The following is a 23,300-nucleotide window of genomic DNA, read 5'->3' on the forward strand; positions in this document are numbered from 1 at the left end:
ATGGAGAACATGTGATTCCGGCTCAGGGTTCCGTTCACTTTAGCGGTATTATTTCTCTGAAGTGCAGATACCCGTGAACGTGCAAGGGAGGCTCACCGCCGCCTCCCTTGCAACCCAGGCTCCCGGCGGGAAAATCGTCGCTGCGCGAGTTATTCGTCTTATTCCGTCTGCCTGTCGGGTCGGGGCCGAGCCTGCATCCATGCAGGCCGTCCCCTCTGCCCGCATCCCTGCGGGCAGACCCGGTCAGCCGTCAACACCTCATCGATTTTCAGCCGGACCAGGGTGTCGCTTCAGCGCTCTGGCTTTCAGCTATATCCGTTTTGCTGTTCAGAGATATTCAAGTAAAAGCGCAGGTGGTCAGTTGTGGGCTGGTCCGGCTGAAAATTGCCGACGTGTTTCCGTAAGGCCGGGTGAGCCAGCATGGATGATTAAAGCGCAAGTGGTCAGGTGTGGGCTGGTCCGGCTGAAAATTGCCGACGTGTTTCCGTAAGGCCGGGAGAACCCGCAAGGATGCGGGTTCAGGGCGCGTTTTGCAGGGATGCTACCTCGCGCCCGGCCCGGTAGCCTGGAGGAATAAGCGTAGGGGATTGCGAAGCAACAATTTTCCGTGCCGGGAGCCGGGATTGTAAAGGGCGTGGCGAAGAACGCCCTTTACACGTTCACCGTAATCAGTGCTTCAGAGAAATGATTAACATGAGGTGAACGGAACCCTTTCTCTGATGCTACCTCGCGCCCGGCCCGGTAGCCTGGAGGAATAAGCGTAGGGGATTGCGAAGCAACAATTTTCCGTGCCGGGAGCCGGGATTGTAAAGGGCGTGGCGAAGAACGCCCTTTACACGTTCACCGTAATCAGTGCTTCAGAGAAATGATTAACATGAGGTGAACGGAACCCTTTCTCTGAGGTAGCATGTTCATTACTTCCGTCAATACAGGTTTATACTTTCTGAAACTGAAGCGTTAACTGAACGGCATTGCCCAAAGGGACCCGTGTAAATCATGCGAAACGGCTGTCTCGTCCATGTGGCTCGCTGAGATCCTGCCATGGCCCGATTGAAATAATACCGGTCGGATTGATGGTTTTGTGGCTACGGAAGTAGTGATGACGGATATGGTCAAAATTGACGGTCTCCGCAATGCCCGGCATCTGGTAAATATCGCGCAGGAAACCGTACAGATTCAGGTAGTCACTGATGCGGTGCTTATCGCACTTGAAGTGGGTAACATACACCGGATCAAAGCGTACCAGCGTGGTCCACAGGCGAATATCTGCCTCGGTCAACTGGTCACCGGTCAGATAGCGATGCTGACCCAGAATCTGCTCCAGTCGCGCCAGTGAGTGAAACACTTTATCAACCGCCTCATCATATGCCTCCTGACTGGTGGCAAAACCGGCTTTATAGACGCCATTATTGACGTTGTCATAAATCCAGCTGTTCAGCTCGTCAATTTTACTTTGCAGGGCAGGCGGGTAGTAATCACCGGCTTTGGCGCCCAGTGCATCAAACGCCGTGTTAAACATGCGGATGATCTCCGCCGATTCATTACTGACGATGGTGTGATTCTTTTTATCCCACAGCACCGGTACGGTGACGCGGCCGCTGTACTGCGGGTCGGCGTGCAAATAGAGCTGATAGAGAAACTCGTGCTGGTAGAGCGTATCTCCCGTGGCGGCCGGGAAATTATCATCAAACGTCCAGCCGTTCTCTAGCATCAGCGGATGCACAACGGAAACGGAGATAAATGGCTCCAGACCTTTGAGCGTGCGTAGAATCAGCGTGCGATGCGCCCACGGACAGGCGAGGGAAACGTACAGGTGGTAACGGTCTTTTTCGGCGGCAAAACCGCCAGTGCCGGTCGGGCCAGGTTCGCCATCCGCGGTGAGCCAGTTACGGAAAGCCGATGCAGAACGTTGAAATTTTCCCCCGGTAGATTTTGTGTCATACCAGGTGTCATGCCAGACGCCGTCAATAAGTTGTCCCATGGTTTTGCCTCCTCAGATAGCAAAAGCGAGGAGATGTCTCCTCGCTTTTTGATGCGTTTAGTATAGCTTGCTTACCACTTTTTATTCAGTACGCGGTCAATGCTGAATGCGCCTGGACCGGTGATAGCCAGCAGCAGGAAACCGCCTGCGATGGTTAAGTTTTTCATGAACATCAGCGAGTTCATCCCTTCCGCAAAGTTGCTGTGGAAGATGAACGCGGTCAGCACCGTGAAGCCTGCGGTAAACAGCGCGGTAGTACGGGTCAGGAAGCCGAACAGAATGGCCAGGCCGCCGCCGAACTCAAGCAGAATAACCAGCGGTAACATGAACCCCGGAACGCCCATGGCTTCCATATATTGTTGGGTACCCGCATATCCGCTGATTTTTCCCCAGCCTGCAGAAATAAACAGGATTGGCATCAGAATGCGCGCTACCAGTACACCAACATCTTCTAATTTTTTCATCGTACTCTCCAGGAAACCACTCAGGCGGCTGATTTTGTTTTTTGTTGCATTAACGCTGTATGGGGCGTTATTGCTGTCGATGGAGAGAATCATAAACGTGACGAATGACAATTGTTAGCAAGGAAAACTGTCAGTATTTTTCAAAAATTTTGAGTGAAGGGGGGTGATAGAATGAAGTAGGCCTTGCCATCAGGCCTACGTGGGGAGAACAGAAGAGATTAACCGCGCAGTTGCTGCTGTCTGATGGTCGCTTTGACCAGTCGCCAGGCGCTCCAGACGCTAAAGCCGCGTTTGGCCCAGCGTACGAGCATATTTGGGTGGCGAATAGTACGAACGGCTATGATGCTGCTGCCAACCAGTATCCACGAGCGCAGGTTCAACAGCGTGTTCCAGCCGCGATCGTATGCAGCAGTGACCTCCAGCCAGTCGCGGCGGGTGGCGGTCAGATCCAGCCGTTGCTGCTGGATCTGACTAAGCAGCAGCGCCTTACGTTTTTCGCGTTCGACTTTACTGCTCATTATGCATCATCCTCCAGGGCCTGCCTGTCGTTAGCAAGTTCATGGCGGGTATGACGTAACAGCGTTGACTTACGGGCTTTACGTAGCGTCCATATCCCGCCAATGAGCGCCAGAAGCAACAGCACAACGGTGGTGGCTATCATCGCGTTGAGACGGTACTGAGGGTCAATGGCCCAGATGATAAGCACCATCAGGCTCATCAGGCCAAATGCTGCGAACAGCATAGTTAGCCCCAGCATCAGCAGTAGCTGAAAGAGGTTGGCTTTTTCCTCTTCCAGTTCAACAACGGCCAGACGTAACCGGGTCTCAACTATCTCGACGAGGATCGTGATGATCCGTTGTCCGATACCCAGTACGTTTTTGCCTGGACCTTGTGCGTGATCGGAGTCCGCCATTGTTAGCGGCGCGACAGCAGTACGCCAAGCACCACGCCGACCGCAGCGCCAATACCAACGCCTGTCCATGGATTTTCGCGTACGTAGTTGTCGGCTTTTGCCGCGGCTTCGCGAGTTTGCTTAGCAATCACATCGCTGGTTTCACCCAAGCGATTGCGGCTCTCTTTCAGCGCGCGTTCTGCTTTACTGCGAATTTTACTCAACTCTTCTTTCGACTTATCGCCAGAGGAGCTCAGTACCTCTTCAAGCGTATCCGCAAGGGATTTCAGCTCAGCGCGCAGGTGTTCCGTAGCATTATCTTTTGACATAGTTTTCTCCAGGTGAGTGGGTCGTTACCGTACTTAGTAATCGCGTGACTCGAGTTCTTTCAGTTCAGTCTGAGCTTCGGCAAGCTTGCGCTCGCGTTTGGTGATTTTATCTGTATCGCCTTTTTGTTTCGCCTCGGCGAGATCACGTTTACGCTCGGCGATCTCATCTTTCTGTTCTTCAATTTTTTTCTGATGCTCGGCACGTAGCTTGCTGTCAGAACAATTGGCCCGGACTTCGCTCAGGGCCTTGTTCAGGCCGTTGATACGACTCTGATTGTTGTGCTTTTCGGCATAGCTAATCTCCCGCTGAATATCGTGTTCTTTTTCCTGACAGAGGGTGTTGGCGTAGCTGCTGGCACTGAGAGCGAAAAGGGTAACAGCCAAAGCGATGCGGTATTTCATACTTGAACCTTCCATTGTGATTCGACCCGGTAACGCGAGGGTCGTTGCTCCAGATAAAAAAGCGTGGGCCATAAACCCAGCTTATTAATCATAGGCACTAAACGGCAAAATCACCAAAGTGGGTGAAATAATTCAGATTCCTGGAAGTTAACCAAAACGGTGTGGGTTATCACGCAAACGTGATAACCACTGCACCGCCTGATTATCATCATCCTGTTGGGCGATGACGAAGCCATGCGGCAACGTTCTGTCGAGAACGACCTTCGCGGCTGCGCTTTGCGCGCTGGAATCAAAGGTGATCAGCAGCGCATCATTTTGCGGGGTAATGCTTTTAAAGCGAATGCCGTTGGCATCCAGATGATGCCAGATAGAAAAACCATCTGGCATGCTGGCGCCCTGGTTAACGGCGCGAATGGCTAGCGTCGACTCCTGCTGACGAATGGCAGACCAGGTCAGGATAAGCGCGCCTAAAAACAGGATAAAGGTGGTTGTCCAGGCCAATCGTCGGAGCGTTATGCGTGGTAGCAGCATAATTTATCCCCGGTTCCCGTATTTCTTTTTCCATAAAACAACCAGTGAACCGGCGAGGCCAAACACCAGTAAAACAACGGGAAGCAGCATCAGGCACGACATTAACTGATCTTCGTACTTGAGGAACACCGGCGTTTTGCCCAGCAGATAACCGAGTGACGTCAGGATCAAGACCCACAGCAGTCCGCTCATCCAGTTGAAGAACTGAAAGCGCGCATTGTTCAGGCCGGAGAGTCCTGCAATGGTCGGCAGCAGCGTTCTGACGAAGGCAATGAATCGCCCGACCAGCAACGCAGACAGGCCATGTTTATGGAACAGATGGTGCGCGCGCTGATGATAATGCGCGGGAAGATGAGAAAGCCAGTTTTGCACGATGCGGGTATTCCCCAGCCATCGTCCCTGGATGTAGCTGACCCAACAGCCGAGGCTGGCCGCGGTGGTGAGGAGCAGCACCGTTTGTGGAAAGCCCATTGCGCCTTTAGCAATAAGCACGCCGACCAGCACCAGTAAGCTGTCACCAGGTAAAAAGGCCGCAGGAAGCAGCCCGTTTTCCAGAAACAAAATGGTAAACAGGACAAAATACAGCATGCCAATCATCGACGGATTGGCCAGAGTTTCAAAATCCTGAGCCCACAAGGCATTCAGTAATTGAGTCAGTAGTTCCATTCAGTATTCCTGGAGAAATCGGTTGTCGTCATGCCGGTTTTCTGGAGTTTGTAACGCCGCAATATTATTGATCTTTTTTTGCATGTATCGCGGTCTGACACAAATTCACGGCCTGAACTGTTCCCTGTTAAGTTGCAAAGTAAGCAAGCACTGATACACAAAAATTCAAAACGCATGTAATTGTAACAAAGGTCAACGTAGTCCGTTATAGAAATTACGGTCGCTGAACCGTGATTTTGCTTATCGCAAAGGAGGGTGGCGAGAGGATTTACACAGGCTGACACTTTATACCTAATGCTTACCGAGCGTCAGAAACAGGCGCCCTGGCGCGCCTGTAAATATGAGAACGCTTATTTTGCCCCGTTAGCGGCCGTATCCAGATGAACCACCGGATTATCGGTAAAAAGATAACGGTCGGCGTTGAACTCAAAATCATCGCTGGTTTCGTTAAACAGCATCTGTTTGGTGTTCTCAAGGTGCTGCCACATCGCCAGTTTGGCAGCATGGGGATCTTTACGGATTAATGCCCGTAGGATCTGGTCATGGTCATCGCACCAGTTATCTACCGTGCGCAGGTCGATGTGATCGTGCAATTTCTTCCAGTACGGGTTGTGAACACGCTGAGTCCACATTTTTTCAACAATCGCCGCCAGTGCGGTATTTTGCGTTGCCAGCGCCACTTGCACATGGAACTGGAGATCCCACTCGGAGTCACGGAAGCTTTTTTCGTTGCGCGACTTCTCCTGGATTTCCATCAGTTTCATGATGTCCTGTTTAGTCACCTGGGTGGCGGCAAACTCGGCAATATTGCTCTCTATAAGCTGGCGTGCCTGCAGCAGTTCAAATGGACCGTAGCTGGCAAACTCAAGATTGGCATCTGGCGCGACGTAGTGTTTTGGCTGGTTAGAGATGACGTGGATCCCAGATCCTTTACGCACCTCAACGTAGCCCTCAACCTCGAGCATGATAATGGCTTCACGGACCACGGTACGGCTGACGTTCTTTTCATCGGCGATAAAGCGCTCGGCGGGAAGTTTTTCACCCACCAGGTAAACACCCTGCTCAATGCGCGCCTTCAGATCGGCAGCAAGTTGTTGGTACAAACGTCGTGGTTCGGTGATTTCCATATGCGCTCCAGGCATGATACGGCAGACTCTATTTGTTATACCACTTTTGCGAATTTGGCTCCACTTGTGACGATAAAAAAGCCGCCAGAACGCTGGCGGCTTTGAACGTATTTCGTTGGTGATTGAGTCAGGTCAACTTTGTGGTGCGGGATCGCCGGTTTGCGGTCCCGAGTCGAGCTCGCTGGCCGGTTTGTTTTGCAGCACCGTCCAGATGACTAACGCACCGAGCAGGTCGAATACTGCCAGTACCGCAAACAGTGGGCTAAAGCCGATGGTGTCAGCCAGGGCGCCCACGACCAGCGCAAACAGGGTGCTTGCCAGCCAGGCAGACATCCCGGTCAGACCGTTCGCTGTAGCCACTTCATTACGACCAAAGACGTCAGAAGAGAGGGTGATCAGCGCACCGGACAGGGCCTGGTGAGCAAAGCCCCCGACGCACAGCAGCGCGATGGCAATATACGGGCTGGTAAACAGACCAATCATGCCCGGGCCAATCATCAGGAATGCGCCCATGGTGACGACCATTTTACGTGACACAATCAGGTTGACGCCGAACCAGCGCTGGAACAGCGGCGGCAGATACCCACCAACGATACAGCCGAGGTCAGCAAACAGCATGGGCATCCAGGCGAACATGGCAATTTCTTTCAGGTTAAAGCCGTAAACTTTAAACATGAACAGCGGGATCCAGGCGTTAAAGGTACCCCAGGCCGGCTCTGCCAGGAAACGCGGCAGTGCAATGCCCCAGAACTGGCGGTTACGCAGGATCTGCGCGACGGACATTTTCTTCGCCGTGCCGTTTTTATGCTGTGATTCCTGGCCGTTGAGAATGTAATCACGTTCTTCGTCGGACAGTTTTTTCTGATCGCGTGGGTGTTTGTAAAACACAAGCCAGCACATGGCCCAGATGAAGCTCAGGACACCAGAGATAATGAACGCCATCTGCCAGCTGTGCATCACGATGGCCCAGACTACCAGCGGCGGTGCAATCATCGCGCCAATAGAGGAACCGACGTTAAAGTAACCGACGGCAATGGAGCGCTCTTTGGCCGGGAACCACTCCGAGCTGGCTTTCAGGCCCGCTGGGATCATCGCCGCTTCAGCTGCACCGACCGCGCCTCGCGCCAGCGCCAGTCCACCCCAGCTTCCAGCCAGTGCAGTCGCGCCACAGAAGACGGCCCACAGAACGGCGAACATCGCGTAACCTATTTTTGTTCCCAGCACGTCCAGAACGTAGCCAGCAACGGGTTGCATAACGGTGTAAGCAGCAGAGTATGCTGCGATGATATAGGAATACTGTTGAGTGGAGATGTGTAACTCTTCCATCAGCGTTGGCGCAGCTGCCGCCACAGTGTTACGCGTCAGGTAACCCAGCACGGTGCCAAGCGTCACCAGTGCGATCATATACCAACGTAACCCTTTAATTTTACGCATGTAAAACCTCATCGTTTTGTTATTTCCGCGAACGAGCGGTCATCTTCCTGTGTAGGGCGGAGGATGTTCTTTTTACGAAAGGGGTGACCGAAAAAAACCGGGACTCCCCGAACTTTGCCATTTCAAGAATCGTGCTAATTCGGTTTCCGTACCGGTCAATCCGATGGTGGACCATCGGTAATTTGCATTCCGTCGGCTTATGTATTGCGACGGCAAAAAGATAACTTGTCATACATCTTTAAAAGGTGAGTGCCATCACAAAAGTGTGAATCTTCGTGTGGTCATTATTTCGATTCAGCAAAGCCAGAACTGGCGCGGGTTGGCGTAAGATTTACCTCTTTGAGAGTAATTTTTTTGTCGCCATTTGTTGATCTAACTCACGAAAATATCTTCAGCCTGTGGAAATTGGTGTGATAACTTTGTCAGCATCAAAACATAAGCAATCTGACGCACTCGCTGAGAGGAAGACGATAATGACCCCGTTTATGACTGAAGATTTTCTGCTGGATACCGAATTTGCCCGCCGTCTGTATCATGATTACGCCAAAGATCAGCCAATCTTCGATTACCACTGCCATCTGCCGCCGCAGCAAATCGCGGACAACTACCGTTTTAACAACCTGTATGACATCTGGCTGAAAGGCGATCACTACAAATGGCGCGCTATGCGTACTAACGGTGTTGCTGAGCGCCTGTGTACCGGCGATGCGTCCGATCGTGAGAAGTTTGACGCCTGGGCCGCGACGGTTCCGCACACTATTGGCAACCCGCTTTACCACTGGACGCATCTTGAATTGCGTCGCCCGTTTGGTATTACAGGTAAGCTGCTGTCGCCTGCGACGGCGGATGAAATCTGGAATCAGTGCAACGAACTGCTGGCGCAGGAACAATTTTCCGCGCGCGGCATCATGCAGCAGATGAACGTGAAAATGGTCGGTACCACTGACGATCCGATTGATTCACTGGAACATCACGCCTCGGTCGCCAAGGACAGCACCTTTGCCGTCAAAGTGCTGCCGAGCTGGCGCCCGGATAAAGCCTTCAATATTGAGCAGGCAACCTTTAACGACTACATGACGAAGCTGGGTGAGGTGTCCGACACCGATATCCGTCGCTTCACCGATCTGCAAACCGCGTTGACCAAACGCCTGGATCACTTCGCTGCACACGGCTGTAAAGTGTCTGACCATGCGCTGGATGTGGTGCTGTTTGCTGAATCTAATGAATCTGAACTCGACAACATCCTGACGCGTCGTCTGGCCGGTGAAACGCTGAGCGAGCATGAAGTGGCGCAGTTTAAAACGGCCGTGCTGGTGTTCCTTGGTGCGGAATATGCCCGTCGTGGTTGGGTCCAGCAGTACCATATTGGCGCACTGCGTAATAACAACCTGCGTCAGTTCAAACTGTTGGGGCCGGACGTGGGCTTTGACTCGATCAACGATCGTCCGGTTGCGGAAGAACTTTCCAAACTGCTGAGCAAGCAGAACGAAGAAAACCTGCTGCCAAAAACTATCCTGTACTGCCTGAACCCGCGCGACAACGAAGTGCTGGGCACCATGATCGGCAACTTCCAGGGCGAAGGTATGCCGGGAAAAATGCAGTTCGGGTCCGGCTGGTGGTTCAACGATCAGAAAGACGGAATGGAACGCCAAATGACGCAGTTGGCGCAGCTCGGTCTGCTGAGCCGTTTTGTCGGCATGCTGACCGACAGCCGTAGCTTCCTGTCATATACGCGCCATGAATATTTCCGCCGCATTCTGTGCCAGATGATTGGCCGCTGGGTTGCCGCGGGTGAAGCCCCGGCAGATATCCAGCTGCTGGGTGAAATGGTGAGAAATATCTGCTTCAACAATGCGCGCGATTATTTTGCCATTGAACTGAACTAAGGTCCGGGTTGATATGCAATACATCAAGATCCATACGCTGGATAACGTTGCGGTTGCGCTGGCCGATCTGGCGCAAGGCACGCAGGTTAGTGTAGATAGCCATACCGTAACGCTACGACAGGACGTTGTACGTGGACACAAATTTGCCTTGAGCGATATTGCTCAGGGTGAGAACGTCATTAAATATGGCCTGCCGATTGGCCATGCCCTGGCGGATATTGCGGCGGGTGAACATATCCATGCTCACAATACGCGCACCAATCTGAGCGATCTGGATGAATATAGCTATCAACCCGACTTTCAGGAACCTGAGGTACAACCGGCAGATCGCGATGTGCAGATCTACCGTCGTGCCAACGGCGATGTCGGGGTGCGTAACGAACTGTGGATCCTGCCGACGGTCGGCTGCGTCAATGCCATGGCGCGACAGATGCAGACCCGCTTCCTGAAAGAGACCAACGATGCTGAAGGCATCGATGGCGTTCATCTTTTCAGCCACACCTACGGCTGCTCGCAGCTGGGTGACGATCACATCAACACCCGCACCATGCTGCAAAACATGGTGCGTCACCCGAACGCGGGGGCGGTGCTGGTGGTGGGGCTTGGTTGTGAAAACAACCAGGTGGATGCCTTCCGCGAAACGTTGGGCGAGTTCGATCCTGAACGCGTGCACTTCATGGTCTGCCAACATCAGGAAGACGAAGTGGAGGCGGGGATCGAACATCTCCATCAGTTGTACAACGTGATGCGCCACGATAAGCGTGAGCCAGGTAAACTGGGCGAGCTGAAGTTTGGTCTGGAATGCGGCGGGTCTGATGGCCTGTCCGGCATCACGGCTAACCCGATGCTGGGACGTTTCTCCGACTATGTGATTGCCAACGGTGGCACCACCGTGCTGACCGAAGTTCCGGAAATGTTTGGCGCTGAGCAACTGCTGATGAGCCATTGCCGTGACGAAGAGACGTTTGGCAAGCTGGTGACGATGGTCAATGACTTCAAGCAGTACTTCATTGCCCACGACCAGCCGATTTATGAGAACCCGTCACCGGGTAACAAGGCGGGGGGCATCACCACGCTGGAAGATAAATCACTGGGCTGCACGCAGAAAGCGGGTTCCAGCCAGGTTGTCGATGTATTGCGTTACGGCGAACGGCTAAAAACGCACGGTCTGAATCTGTTAAGCGCACCGGGGAACGACGCCGTTGCCACCAGCGCGCTGGCGGGTGCTGGCTGCCATATGGTGCTATTCAGTACCGGTCGCGGCACGCCTTACGGCGGATTTGTACCGACGGTGAAAATCGCCACGAACAGCGAGCTGGCAGCGAAGAAAAAGCACTGGATCGATTTTGATGCGGGACAGCTGATCCACGGTAAAGCCATGCCTCAACTGCTGAATGAGTTTGTCGATACCATCGTCGAGTTTGCTAATGGTAAACCGACCTGTAACGAACGTAATGACTTCCGTGAGCTGGCTATTTTCAAAAGTGGCGTAACGTTGTAATTACCCTTCATTTTTTGCACCACAGCCGTGTTGGCTGCGTTCGCCCACCCCGGTCACTTACTCATGTAAGCTCCCGGGGATGTGCGAACTTGCCGCCTTGCTGTGGCACAAAATCTTTTGGGTAAGATTGTTTATGGTGGAATCTAAAAACGGTGTTTCATAATATGGAACGCCGTTTGTTTTTGCATTTCCTCACAAGGATTTTTCATGACCGCGTATTGGCTGGCCCAGGGCGTAGGTGTCATCGCCTTTCTGATCGGGATTACCACCTTTTTCAACCGCGATGAGCGCCGCTTCCGGCTGCAGCTTGCCGTCTATAGTGCCACTATCGGGGTACACTTCTTTTTGATGGGGGCCTGGCCCGCGGGGATGAGTGCGGAGCTAAACACCATCCGAACCCTGGTCTCGATGCGCACCCGCAAACTGTGGGTGATGATCGTTTTTATCGTTCTCACGCTGGTTCTTGGGTTGGCGAAACTACAGCATGCGATGGAGTTACTCCCCATTATTGGCACGCTGGCCAGCACCTGGGCGCTGTTTCGCTGTAAAGGATTAACCGTCCGCTGTGTGATGTGGTGCGCGACCGCCTGCTGGGTGGTGCATAATTTCTGGTTGGGATCGATTGGCGGCACGATGATTGAAGGCAGTTTTCTGGTGATGAACGGCCTGAATATTATTCGTTTCAGACGCATGCAAAAACGGGGGATAGATCCCTTCAAAATTGAAAAAAGCGTACAGAAAGAAAACCCCTCCGCACCATGACGGAGGGGAAAAGTGATTAGCCGCGCAGGGCGTTGTTTGCCAGACGTTCGTCTTCAGCCTGGCAGGCTGCAGCGGTAAACAATACGTCGGTTGAGGAGTTCAGTGCGGTTTCACAGGAGTCCTGCAACACGCCGATAATAAAGCCGACGGCAACTACCTGCATGGCGATATCATTCGGGATACCGAACATATTACACGCCAGTGGGATCAGCAGCAGAGAGCCACCCGCCACGCCAGATGCGCCACAGGCACAAAGCGATGCCACGACGCTCAACAGCAGCGCAGTCGGTAAATCAACCGGGATCCCCAGTGTATTCACCGCTGCCAGCGTCAGCACGGTAATGGTGATCGCCGCGCCAGCCATGTTGATGGTTGCACCCAGTGGGATAGAAACCGAGTAGGTATCGCGGTCCAGATTCAGCTTCTCACACAGCGCCATATTCACCGGAATGTTGGCGGCAGAGCTGCGGGTAAAGAAGGCATACACGCCGCTTTCACGCAGGCAAGCCAGCACCAGCGGATAGGGGTTGCGACGAATTTTCCAGAACACCAGCAGCGGGTTGACCACGAACGCCACCAGCAGCATACAACCTACCAGCACTGCCAACAGCTGCGCATAGCCCCACAATGTAGCAAAACCCGTGGTAGCAAGCGTGGAGGAGACCAGGCCGAAAATACCGATAGGGGCGAAACGAATCACCAGTTTCACCATAAAGGTGACGGCGTTGGACATATCGTTGACCAGATTCTTAGTCGTTTCATTCCCGTGGCGCAGGGCAAAGCCCAGGCCGACGGCCCATACCAGAATGCCGATATAGTTCGCGTTAAGCAGGGCATCAATCGGGTTCGACACCATACTCATCAACAGCCCGCGCATCACTTCGACAATGCCCGATGGTGGCACAATATCGTTAGCGCTGCTGGCAAGATGCAGCGTCGAGGGGAAGGCAAAGCTGAACACCACTGCCGCTAATGCCGCGGAGAAGGTACCGAGCAGGTAGAGGAACAGAATCGGACGGATATTGGTTTTTTGCCCATGCTGATGGTTCGCAATAGAGGCCATTACCAGCATCAGAACCAGGATGGGAGCGACGGCTTTTAATGCGCCGACGAACAGGGTGCCCAGCAAACCAGCGGCTTCTGCAGCCGGTTTTGAGATCAGTGCCAGCGCAATCCCCAGTACTAAACCTATCAAAATTTGCTTAACAAGGCTCCCTTGCGCCAAACGCGAGATCAGCCCCGACGAACGTTGCGTAGTCATTTCGTAATCCTTTTATTGTGTTGTCGCCTGACCCTTGTGCGTTCTATAGACGCATCTTTCAGAGTGAGGCAAATGTTTGCATGGCTGAGTATAAGGAAAGAACACGCTTCGGGAAGCGAAATATCCTGGATTTTACGCTGAGATCATATTTTATAACTTTAAATTAACATTGTGATGACATGTTAAACAAAAAGCCCGACGCAGCTAGTGGATGAGTGTTACTGCGTTTGCTGCTTTTTATCGTGCTGGTGGTTGACCCACGCATTCACAATCAGCGTTACAAACAGGATCCCGAACACCACGCCTAACGAGATAGCGATAGGGATATGGTAGAAGTCGACGATCAGCATCTTGATGCCGATAAACACCAGAATGATCGACAGGCCGTACTTCAGCATCGAGAAACGCTCCGCCACGCCGGCCAGCAGGAAGTACATCGCACGCAGACCAAGGATGGCAAACAGGTTAGAGGTCAGCACGATGAACGGGTCGGTGGTCACGGCAAAGATTGCCGGAATGCTGTCGACGGCAAAGATAACATCGCTCAACTCAACCAGAATCAGCACCAGCATCAGCGGCGTAACGAACAGCAGACCGTTTTTACGCACGAAGAAATGCTCGTTCTCGATGGTGTCGGTCATACGCAGATGACCGCGCAGCCAGCGCACTAACGGCCTGTCGCCAATGCCGGAAGCATCTTCTTTTGCCAGCGCCATCTTCACGCCGGTAAACAGCAGGAACGCGCCGAACACGTACAGCAGCCATTCGAACTGGGTGATTAGCCAACTGCCCGCGAAGATCATGATAGTACGCAGAACAATCGCCCCCAGCACGCCATACACCAGCACTCGACGCTGCAACGCTGGCGGCACCGAGAAGTAGCTAAACAGCATCAGCCAGACAAAGACGTTATCCACCGCCAATGATTTCTCGATCAAATAGCCGGTGAGGAACGCCAACGCCTGCGGGTCTGCGACCGCACGCCCCTGGGTTTCTGCCAGATACCACCAGAATACGGCGTTAAACAGTAACGACAAGGTGACCCAGACGATTGACCAGGCAGCCGCCTGCTTCATTGACATCGTATGCGCGCCGCGACGACCCTGCAACAGCAGGTCGATGGCCAGCATAATCACCACTACAACAGCGAAGCCACCCCATAACAACGGTGTGCCGACAGTATTCATTATATTTCCCCATGCATAAAAAAACGGCCAACGCCGAATGACGTTAGCCGCTGCTTTTCATGCATAGACCTTGCCATTCGGCAAGGTCTCACTTACAACAACAAAGGAATACGTTGACGTATTCCTTTGTTATCGCCCGGCGACCGGATGTGGTTTTTCACACATCGTAATGACGATCAACCGACAACGAAGTTACTCCCCTTTGCGGGTAACAAAGTATTACAGGCCACGCTTTCAGTCAATGGCCTGCAACATTTGTTTTACACAGTTTTACGCAATCAGCGACGTATTCGCGCTATCTGCTGGGAAAACGACGCCGGTCTGGCGGCGAATTTCCGTTTGCAGCTTAGCGGTAATGCGACTGACAGCCAGTGCCGGGTGATCCACTTCGCCGGATTCAACCAGATGAGCAAAGCGCTCTGCCTCATACAGCATAGTATTGATGTGCTGAGGCACCGTCAGATCCTGCGTTTTTCCACCACGCGGAACAAAACAGACTTTCTGGCATTCGGAGATTTTCTCAATAACCAGTGACCCTGATTCGCCCTGAATCTCGCTGGCCAGCACCGAGTCGCTCACTTTGGAATGCTGTAACGTGACGCTGAAATCACCGTAGTTCAGCACCACAACGCCGTGGGCATCAACACCGCTTGCCAGCAGGCTGGCGCTGGCCTGTACGCTCTGCGGTTCGCCCCACAGCGCAACCGCCGAAGCCAGGCAGTAAAAGCCGATATCCATAATCGAGCCATTTGAGAACGCTGGATTAAAGGTATTCGGGTTTTCACCGTTCAGATAACGCTGGTAGCGTGAAGAGTACTGGCAGTAATTGATAAACGCCTTTCTGACATTTCCTACCTTGGGCAGAGATTGCTGCAGCAGCAGGAAATTGGGCAGGCAGGCGGTTTTAAACGCCTCAAACAGCACCACCTGATTTTCCCGAGCGCAGGCGATAGCGGCATCGACTTCTGCCAGGTTTGATGCCAGAGGTTTCTCACAAATGACGTGCTTTTTATGGCGTAAGAACAGCTCGGTCTGCGGGAAGTGCAGAGAGTTTGGGCTGGCGATATACACTGCATCAATAGCGTCACTCTGCGCCATTGCATCCAGCGAAGTAAACAAATGCTCGACGAGATAATCGTTAGCGAAGCTTTGCGCCTGTTCAAGGCTGCGGGAATAGACTGCGGTTAACTTATATTTGCCGGTTTCATGGGCGGCATCCACAAACTGGCGGGTGATCCAGTTTGTGCCAATCACTGCGAAACGTATCATAAAGGCCTTCAGGCTGCGAAAAGGGATCCTTGCGCCAATTTAGCATGCCTTGCTGACAAAGCCAGTGCGCTACTGCGCAGTTTGCTTTAGCGATTGTTGCGTTAACCACAGGCGGGTGTCGAACTCCAGTTGGTGATACTGAGGTTCCATATGGCAGCACAGCTGGTAAAACGCTTTGTCGTGTTCTTTTTCTTTCAGATGCGCCAGTTCATGAACCACGATCATGCGTAAAAAAGGTTCCGGGGCGTTGCGAAATACGGTGGCGACGCGAATTTCCGCTTTTGCTTTCAGCTTGCCGCCCTGCACGCGAGAGACGGCAGTATGCAGTCCAAGCGCATTCTTCAACACGTGGATCTTACTGTCATACATCACTTTATTGAGCGGTGGGGCATTGCGCAGAAACTGACTTTTCAGATCCTGGGTATATTGCCAGAGCGCCTTATCGGTCGCGAAGTCATGCGTACCCGGATAACGCTTTTCCAGGACCGCGCCCAGACGTTGCTCGCTGATCAAGGTTCGAACCTGATCAAGTAAATTCTCCGGGTAGCCCTGCAGATAGGTCAACTGACTCATTTGTGCCCCATATAAAGTATAAAAAGTGTATACTCACGCACCCTTTTCAGGGATACGCCGAAATTTTACCATTCAGGAGGGCCGATGAGCCACATAGACAACGGTTTCCGTTCGCTGTCACTTAAACGTTTCCCGGAAACGGATGACGTTAACCCGCTGCTGGCGTGGGAAGCTGCAGATGAATATCTGCTGCAACAGCTGGACGATACCGAGATTTGCGGCCCGGTGCTGCTCCTGAATGATACCTTCGGTGCGCTGGGCTGTGCGCTGGCGGAACATTCGCCGTACAGCATTGGCGACTCTTATTTAAGCGAACTGGCAACGCGTGAAAACCTGCGTCATAACGACATTGCCGAATCCAGCGTCCAGTTCCTCGACAGCACGGTCGATTACCCACAGGCGCCGGGCGTGGTACTGATTAAGCTGCCAAAAACCATGGCGCTGCTGGAACAGCAATTGCGTGCGTTACGCCTGGTCGTCACGCCGCAAACGCGCATTATCGCCGGGGCGAAGGCGCGCGATGTGCATACCTCAACGCTTGAGCTGTTTGAAAAGGTGCTGGGCCCAACCACCACCACGCTGGCATGGAAAAAAGCCCGTCTGATCAACTGTACGTTCAGCAATCCTGAACTGGCTGACGCCTCACAAACGCTGAGCTGGAAGCTGGAAGGCACCGACTGGACGATCCACAATCACGCTAACGTCTTCTCCCGTACCGGGCTGGATATTGGCGCACGTTTCTTTATCGAACATCTGCCGGACAATCTGGAAGGTGAGATTGTCGATCTCGGTTGCGGTAATGGCGTAGTGGGTCTGACGTTGCTGGAGAAGAACCCGCAAGCGAGCGTGGTGTTTGTGGATGAATCGCCGATGGCGGTGGCGTCCAGCCGCCTGAACGTGGAAACCAACATGCCAGACGCGCTGGATCGCTGCGAGTTTATGATCAACAACGCACTGTCTGGCGTGGAACCGTTCCGCTATAACGCTGTGCTGTGTAATCCGCCGTTCCATCAGAAGCACGCGCTGACCGATAACATCGCGTGGGAGATGTTCCACCACGCCCGCCGTTGCCTGAAGATTAACGGCGAGCTGTATATCGTGGCAAACCGTCACCTCGACTACTTCCACAAGCTGAAGAAGATTTTCGGCAACTGCGAAACCATCGCCACCAACAACAAATTTGTGGTGCTGAAAGCGGTGAAATTAGGGCGTCGCCGCTAATCGCTGATGCCGGATGGCGGTTAACACCTTATCAGGCCTACAACGAACTGCCTCGTAGGCCTGATAAGCGTAGCGCCATCAGGCAATGATGTGTGCAATTACCTTATCCGGCCAACGTAAAGACATAACGTTAAATTTCCAGCGCCAGTCGAGTGCCTTGCGCGATGGCGCGTCGGGCATCCAGTTCTAACGCCACATCACACCCGCCGATCAGATGTACTGTTTTACCGGCAGCATGCAGCGGATCGACCAGTCCACGACGAGGTTCCTGACCTGCACAAATTACCACATGATCCACGTTCAGGAGCTGAGGCTCGCCGTTGATCAACACGTGCAGTCCATCATCATCGATCTTCTGATAGCTCACCGCCGGGATCATTTTCACTCCACGAGACAGCAGGGTGGCGCGATGGATCCAGCCCGTGGTTTTACCTAACCCTTGTCCCGGTTTACTGGCTTTACGCTGCAACATGACTATCTGGCGCGGGCTACGGGATAACTGTGGCCCTTCCGGGCGTAAACCACCTGCTTGCTGGAGGCTGGTATCGATTCCCCATTCCACGCAGAATTCTGCAATGTTTTGGCTGGTGGGCTCGCCGGGCTGGCTCAGATACATGGCAGTATCAAAGCCGATCCCGCCGCTGCCGATAATCGCCACGCGTTGACCTACCGGCGTTTTATCACGTAAGACATCAAGATAGGTCAGTACCTTAGGATGATCGATGCCGTCGATCGGCGGCGTGCGTGGTTCGATCCCGCTGGCGAGGATCACTTCATCAAACGAGAGCAGATCGTCTGCGGTGACAAAATGATTCAGCTTCAGCGTCACGCCGGTGACGTCGATCATCCGGCGGTAATAGCGCAATGTTTCGTAAAATTCTTCTTTGCCGGGGATCTGTTTGGCGATATTGAACTGTCCGCCGATCTCCGCGTTGGCATCAAACAACGTGACCTGATGACCGCGTGAAGCGGCGTTGATGGCAAAGGCGAGCCCCGCAGGACCGGCACCGACTACCGCCAGATTCTTCAGATGTGTCGCCGCTACGATCGGCATTTTGGTTTCATGACAGGCGCGGGGGTTCACCAGGCAGGACGTCACTTTGCCGACGAAGATCTGATCCAGACAGGCCTGATTACAGCCTATGCAGGTGTTGATCTCATCCGCTCGCCCGCTTTGCGCTTTTGACAGCAGCTCGGCATCGGCGAGGAACGGGCGTGCCATCGACACCATATCAGCATCACCACGGGCCAGAATATCGTCGGCAACGCCCGGATCATTAATGCGGTTAGTGGTGACCAGTGGAACCGTTACGTGACCTTTCAGCTTGCGCGTCACCCAGCTAAACGCCCCGCGCGGCACCGGCGTGGCGATGGTCGGGATCCGTGCTTCGTGCCAGCCGATCCCGGTGTTGATGATCGTAGCACCTGCCGCCTCAATGGCTTTCGCCAACTGGACAGTTTCGTCAAACGTGCCGCCATTTTCCACCAGGTCGAGCATCGACAGACGAAAGATAATAATAAAGTCGTTACCGGCACGTTGACGAACGGCCCGTACCACCTCGACGGCAAATCGCATGCGGTTGGCGTAATCGCCGCCCCATTGGTCAGTCCGCTGGTTGGTGCGCAGGGTGAGAAATTCGTTGATCAGATAGCCTTCCGAGCCCATGACCTCTACGCCGTCGTAGCCAGCTTCCCGCGCCAGCTGTGCGCAATGGGCAAAATCCTCAATCAGTTGCAGCACTTCATCGTGGGTCAGCTCATGCGGGGTAAAGCGGTTGATCGGCGCCTGAATAGCGGAGGGCGCGACGAGGTGAGGCTGATAGCTATAGCGTCCGGTGTGCAGAATTTGCAGCGCGATTTTGCCGCCTTCGTCATGCACCGCGTCGGTAATTACGCGGTGATGTGGTAACTGGCTGGCATCGTTTAACATCGCGCCGCCTTCCATACCCACGCCGGAAAGCGCAGGGGCAATACCGCCGCTCACAATCAGAGCGACGCCGTGACGGGCGCGCTCGGCATAGAACGCGGCCAGCCGTTCTGCGCCATCGGGATACTCTTCCAGACCGGTATGCATTGAACCCATCAACACGCGGTTTTTAAGCGTGGTGAATCCCAGATCGAGCGGGGCGAACAGCGACGGATAGCTCATAATGGTGTCCAGTATGTAAAATTATTGTTATGTGGTCGGATGAGTTACTAATTTAGCCGTCGCGGCGCAAAAGGGAAAAGGGGAATGCCGTGATTGTGATGGGATTCAAAAAAGGAGTGGGGCCAGAGAAAGAATTTGCCGGATGTCGGTGCAAGCACTTTATCCGGCAATAGGTCACAGCTTACTGTTTTTTAAGAAAATCATTATACAACATGTACAGATGCGCCGCGCTCCAGGAGAAGTTGGGGGCACCCTGTTGCGCGCCGGTCAGCGGGTTATAGTTTTCCTGAATCGGGCCGTCCGCGGTGAGTCCTTTGGCATGGTTGAAGAACGTATCCGCCATTTTCAGCGCTTCATCGCGGTAGCCGTAGTGCGCCATGCCTTTTAAGCCAAACCAGAACTGATCCACCCACACGCGCCCGCGCCAGTAAATATCCGGGCCGAAAGCCGGGTTGGTGAGCGCCGCGGTGCCCAGCGGCACAAAGGTGTTGAACTCTTTCGGGTCGAGCATCACCTTCACCACCGCGTCAGCATGAGACTGCGTGGCCGCGCCGTTAAACAGCGGTGACCAGCCTTCCGGCCCTTTCCCTCGTTCGACAATCGGTTTTCCGGCACAGCCGTTTGCCAGCGGCTTATCTTCAATGCGAACGTCATAGAAATACTGCGTAGTCGCATCGAACATACAGGTATTGATGTAATCCGTCAGTTTCGTCGCCAGCGCCTGATAGCGTTTCGCCTCCTGCGTTTTCCCGAGCAGGGTCGCCATTTCCGCCAGGTAATGGTTATCGCTGACCATGTAGCTGGCCTGATCGACCGACTCCTGGAGTAGCGAATAGCCCAGTAATTTTCCGTCGTGGCTGCGATTTTCAGCGAATTTCACCACCCAGTCGCTGCGTTTGCCACCGTTAGCGACGTACTTATCCAGTTGTTCTTTGTCGATGAAACCAAACACCGCGGCGTCGTCACGTCCGGATTCCCACGAGGCGGCGACCTGCGCCGGGATCTCCAGGCTGTCATACTGGCCGTTGCGGGTAATAGCGGCATAGTTTTGCAGCCCTGACAGGGTTTCTTCTTTGTCACCCTTTTTCACCGTGAACAGCATCTCGCCGCTGGCGGTGTTGTGCGCTTTATCGCGAGTGGCGCCGTACTCTGGAACGCCGTTGCCGTTATGATCGCGGTTACGCAGCCACCAGTCGTGGTATGCCACCAGTTTCGGGTACATTTCTTCGAGCCAGGATTTGTCTTTGGTGACGTTGTAGACTTCCATCACCGACCATGCCGCCAGGCTGGGCTTGGTATTGCGCTCGTTCCAGTTACCGCCATCACCACCGCGTTCCGGGCTGAGGTTCCAGGCAATCAGATCGGGAATAAATCCCGCGTCCTGTGGGCGCACCGGATCGCCGGGTTTAACCTGCCACGAGAAAACAGCGCGAATATTTTCTTTCGCGATATCCGGGTTAAAGTGCGCCATTGCAAACGCCTGCTTCCAGGTGTCCCACGGCCAGGTCTGGTTGCCAGAGAACCAGCGGCCCGTTACCGACGGCGTCACGGTATTGTAGTTAACTGCGCCGCCCGGTGAGCGCCAGTTACCGTTCAGCGTTTCGATAGCCTTCACCGCCACGCGGGTTTGTTCTGGGGTGGCATCCGGGTTGTTTAAACCTTTTTTGAGATAGGATTCCCAGCGCTGCTGTGAGGCGAGCATGTAAGAAGACGGGCGCGCCAGAATATCGCGGATCTGCGCCTGTTCTTTGCTGACCTCCTGCGCGGTCAACAGATGTGAATAGGTGGTGTAAAGCGTGGTAGAGCCATTGATATGCGCTTTACTGGTAAATCGGTGGCCATCAACAGTGGTGTTCATGGCAAGTGATTTGTGTACCTGATACTCCGACTCGCCGGAGGTCAGCAGATCCCAGGTTGATCGCACTTTACCGAAGGTGACCTTCAGGCCGTCGCGCGTAGCGATGATTTTTCGCTGGTAGTCCGGATACTCGCCATCAATGGTTTTATCGGAGAGGGGTTTTCCCTCTTTCGCTTCCAGCTTTTCCAGTAACTCTCCGTCCCACACCAGATCCAGCGGCGTATTGCTGGTGATTTTGGTTTCCAGTAGTGAGGTATGTGAACTGGCAAAGCGCAGCGTCATCTCGACCTGCACCGCAGTGGATGACAGTTTCTGTACCAGTGCGCCGGGCAGGCTGTAAGCCTCGAGAGTGAAATCGACCTTTTTACCGTTCTGGTACACCGTCAGCCGGTCAAAATTTGTGGCCATAAAGTTGATGTACTCTTCCGTCAGTAGCGCCACGCCAGGGAAGCCGCCCATTGTTGCAGGGCCATCCGGCAACAGGTGTCCGTGCCATGCGCCGAGGTCGAAAAAGGGATTAAAACGCTGATGGTCGTCATAATCGTAGTCGTGCATATAACCTGGCGCGCCGGTGCGATTGATGACGTTTTTAACGCTGTCTACGTTAGCTGCCAGTGAGGAAAAACTCATCAGCAGCCCACACGCCAGCGGCGTAAGAATAGGTGTCATGTTCATGGTATTCCGGTCCTTGTTACCAATAGAAATATTGCATCAGGAAGATCTGGTCGCTCGGGTCGCCAGATGCATTTTGCATATAGAACCGGCTGTCGAAGGCGGTGGCGAAACGACCGCTGCCGTATTCATACCAGATACCGAACTGCATAAAAGAGGTGGTTTCATCCTCGGCGTTGTCTGGCCGATGTTTGGCATAGCTGTAGGCGGTGGAGAGGTAGACGCCTTTGAGCGCTTCATACATGGCACTGACCATATAGCCGGTCTCTGTACCCCATTCATCCAGGCCGTCGGCGCGTCCGGTGTGATGCCAGGCGCGCGCAGCAAAGTTAGGCGAGAGAAGGCCGGTCAGGAACAGTTGTCCGGTGCCGTCGGTGATCTCCAGACCGTTCATCCAGGTTACGCCTTCGGTCAGGTCGTACTGGATGTAGCCATTCATCATGGCTGGATAGGTATACTTATCGTCGTAGCGATCGTATTTGCCGAAGTGCAGCCAGGCCTTGCTTTCATCATGATGTCCGGCAGGCGTGGCGGTCACGCTATAACGCAGCGGGCCGGTCAGGTTTTGCACCTTAATGGCGGTTATGATGTCGCGCGTGTTGGGGATGACGTAGCCCAGATCCGGCGTGAAGTCTCCCCACCATTGCAGGTCATCGAGCGATGAGTCCTGGCGCAGGCTGAGCATTAGCTCCGTGCCGTCATCGGTGCGGTAACCGCCGTAAAATCGGTTAATTCCGCCTTCAAACCCGCCCCAGCTATGATCGGGAACCCAGGCGTTTCCCTGGTGATCCGCCTGTACGGTCCAGCCTTCGCCATAGATCAGACCAAACCACGAGCCGTGTTTAATTTCCAGGCCCCCTTCGATATAGGTTCCGTCACTGTATTTATGTTTATCCTGTCCCTCTAAATCCATATATCCCCCCATTCCCAGTTCGCCATAAAAACGAAATGAGGGAGAGGATATTGCGGGCGTTTTTGTGTCGTCGTGTTCTGCCGGTCGCACTTCTTCTGCACCCAGAGAGGAGACACAGAAAAAGGGCAGGGCAATAAATGCCCTGCAACAATGGCTATTGATTTTCATGCTTCTATCCTAAGCAAAATAAAATAATGTTTTTATTGTTATAGCCTTGGCGAA

General features: G+C 53.6%; 21 protein-coding genes. 4 read left to right on the forward strand and 17 right to left on the reverse strand.

Annotated elements, in window-relative coordinates; genetic code table 11:
• Positions 1-994 precede the first annotated feature (994 nt).
• From yqjG to FDW88_RS14010, 10 genes are all read right to left on the reverse strand, one after another.
• A complete protein-coding gene (gene yqjG, locus FDW88_RS13965; protein WP_096755575.1) occupies positions 995-1,981 on the reverse strand; it encodes a glutathionyl-hydroquinone reductase YqjG in 987 nt (328 codons plus the stop codon).
• Positions 1,982-2,052: 71 nt separating this feature from the next.
• Complete coding sequence (locus FDW88_RS13970) at positions 2,053-2,445, reverse strand: DoxX family protein (RefSeq protein ID WP_135324236.1); 393 nt, start codon at positions 2,443-2,445, stop codon at positions 2,053-2,055.
• A gap of 218 nt (positions 2,446-2,663) precedes the next feature.
• Positions 2,664-2,963, reverse strand: coding sequence for a YqjK-like family protein (locus FDW88_RS13975; protein WP_096755577.1), 300 nt, complete (start codon positions 2,961-2,963; stop codon positions 2,664-2,666).
• The gene (locus tag FDW88_RS13980) at positions 2,963-3,358 is read right to left on the reverse strand and encodes a phage holin family protein (protein WP_096755578.1); all 396 of its coding nucleotides are present in this window, start codon (positions 3,356-3,358) and stop codon (positions 2,963-2,965) included. The genes FDW88_RS13975 and FDW88_RS13980 overlap by 1 nt, the downstream gene beginning before the upstream one ends.
• Positions 3,359-3,360: 2 nt before the next feature.
• Entirely contained in the window at positions 3,361-3,666 is a 306-nt protein-coding gene (locus tag FDW88_RS13985; RefSeq protein WP_096755579.1) for a YqjD family protein, read from the reverse strand.
• A gap of 33 nt (positions 3,667-3,699) precedes the next feature.
• Entirely contained in the window at positions 3,700-4,068 is a 369-nt protein-coding gene (locus FDW88_RS13990; protein ID WP_137362785.1) for a DUF1090 domain-containing protein, read from the reverse strand.
• A gap of 147 nt (positions 4,069-4,215) precedes the next feature.
• Entirely contained in the window at positions 4,216-4,599 is a 384-nt protein-coding gene (gene mzrA, locus FDW88_RS13995; RefSeq protein ID WP_096755580.1) for an EnvZ/OmpR regulon moderator MzrA, read from the reverse strand.
• 3 nt (positions 4,600-4,602) lie between these two features.
• Positions 4,603-5,265: a DedA family general envelope maintenance protein YqjA gene (yqjA, locus tag FDW88_RS14000; RefSeq protein ID WP_045447871.1), complete on the reverse strand. Its 663-nt coding sequence runs from the start codon at positions 5,263-5,265 to the stop codon at positions 4,603-4,605.
• Positions 5,266-5,615: 350 nt separating this feature from the next.
• Positions 5,616-6,392 carry a transcriptional regulator ExuR gene (gene exuR / locus FDW88_RS14005; RefSeq protein WP_096755581.1) on the reverse strand — a complete coding sequence of 259 codons (777 nt, stop codon included), beginning with the start codon at positions 6,390-6,392 and terminating at the stop codon, positions 5,616-5,618.
• 132 nt (positions 6,393-6,524) lie between these two features.
• A complete protein-coding gene (locus FDW88_RS14010; RefSeq protein WP_135911358.1) occupies positions 6,525-7,826 on the reverse strand; it encodes an MFS transporter in 1,302 nt (433 codons plus the stop codon).
• Between the two features lie 473 nt (positions 7,827-8,299).
• Here FDW88_RS14010 and uxaC point away from each other — a divergent pair, with 473 nt between their 5' ends.
• The 3 genes from uxaC to FDW88_RS14025 all read left to right on the forward strand — a co-directional run bounded on the left by uxaC (position 8,300) and on the right by FDW88_RS14025 (position 11,975).
• Positions 8,300-9,712 (forward strand): glucuronate isomerase, encoded by a 1,413-nt coding sequence (gene uxaC, locus FDW88_RS14015; RefSeq protein WP_096755582.1) that lies wholly within the window; start codon positions 8,300-8,302, stop codon positions 9,710-9,712.
• Positions 9,713-9,725: 13 nt separating this feature from the next.
• Complete coding sequence (locus FDW88_RS14020) at positions 9,726-11,213, forward strand: UxaA family hydrolase (protein ID WP_096755583.1); 1,488 nt, start codon at positions 9,726-9,728, stop codon at positions 11,211-11,213.
• 207 nt (positions 11,214-11,420) lie between these two features.
• Entirely contained in the window at positions 11,421-11,975 is a 555-nt protein-coding gene (locus FDW88_RS14025) for a YgjV family protein (protein WP_137362786.1), read from the forward strand.
• 16 nt (positions 11,976-11,991) lie between these two features.
• Here FDW88_RS14025 and sstT read toward each other — a convergent pair whose 3' ends face one another.
• The 4 genes from sstT to FDW88_RS14045 form a co-directional block, all read right to left on the reverse strand.
• A complete protein-coding gene (gene sstT / locus FDW88_RS14030) occupies positions 11,992-13,236 on the reverse strand; it encodes a serine/threonine transporter SstT (RefSeq protein WP_096755585.1) in 1,245 nt (414 codons plus the stop codon).
• Positions 13,237-13,454: 218 nt separating this feature from the next.
• Positions 13,455-14,423, reverse strand: a complete 969-nt coding sequence (locus tag FDW88_RS14035) for a TerC family protein (RefSeq protein ID WP_115257431.1) — start codon at positions 14,421-14,423, stop codon at positions 13,455-13,457.
• Between the two features lie 270 nt (positions 14,424-14,693).
• Positions 14,694-15,692 (reverse strand): Gfo/Idh/MocA family protein, encoded by a 999-nt coding sequence (locus FDW88_RS14040; protein WP_096755587.1) that lies wholly within the window; start codon positions 15,690-15,692, stop codon positions 14,694-14,696.
• 69 nt (positions 15,693-15,761) lie between these two features.
• Positions 15,762-16,265, reverse strand: coding sequence for a M48 family metallopeptidase (locus FDW88_RS14045; protein WP_096755588.1), 504 nt, complete (start codon positions 16,263-16,265; stop codon positions 15,762-15,764).
• 84 nt (positions 16,266-16,349) lie between these two features.
• Here FDW88_RS14045 and rlmG point away from each other — a divergent pair, with 84 nt between their 5' ends.
• The gene (rlmG, locus tag FDW88_RS14050; protein ID WP_115257432.1) at positions 16,350-17,486 is read left to right on the forward strand and encodes a 23S rRNA (guanine(1835)-N(2))-methyltransferase RlmG; all 1,137 of its coding nucleotides are present in this window, start codon (positions 16,350-16,352) and stop codon (positions 17,484-17,486) included.
• A 130-nt stretch (positions 17,487-17,616) separates the two neighbouring features.
• On the opposite strand, the gene FDW88_RS14055 is transcribed toward rlmG, so the two are convergent.
• From FDW88_RS14055 to ygjJ, 3 genes are all read right to left on the reverse strand, one after another.
• Complete coding sequence (locus tag FDW88_RS14055; RefSeq protein ID WP_096755590.1) at positions 17,617-19,635, reverse strand: NADPH-dependent 2,4-dienoyl-CoA reductase; 2,019 nt, start codon at positions 19,633-19,635, stop codon at positions 17,617-17,619.
• A gap of 181 nt (positions 19,636-19,816) precedes the next feature.
• The gene (ygjK, locus tag FDW88_RS14060; RefSeq protein ID WP_137362787.1) at positions 19,817-22,168 is read right to left on the reverse strand and encodes an alpha-glucosidase; all 2,352 of its coding nucleotides are present in this window, start codon (positions 22,166-22,168) and stop codon (positions 19,817-19,819) included.
• 16 nt (positions 22,169-22,184) lie between these two features.
• Entirely contained in the window at positions 22,185-23,246 is a 1,062-nt protein-coding gene (gene ygjJ / locus FDW88_RS14065) for a protein YgjJ (protein WP_137362788.1), read from the reverse strand.
• Positions 23,247-23,300 lie beyond the last annotated feature (54 nt).

This window comes from Citrobacter sp. wls829 (assembly GCF_005280825.1).
Taxonomy (GTDB): Bacteria; Pseudomonadota; Gammaproteobacteria; order Enterobacterales; family Enterobacteriaceae; genus Citrobacter; species Citrobacter gillenii.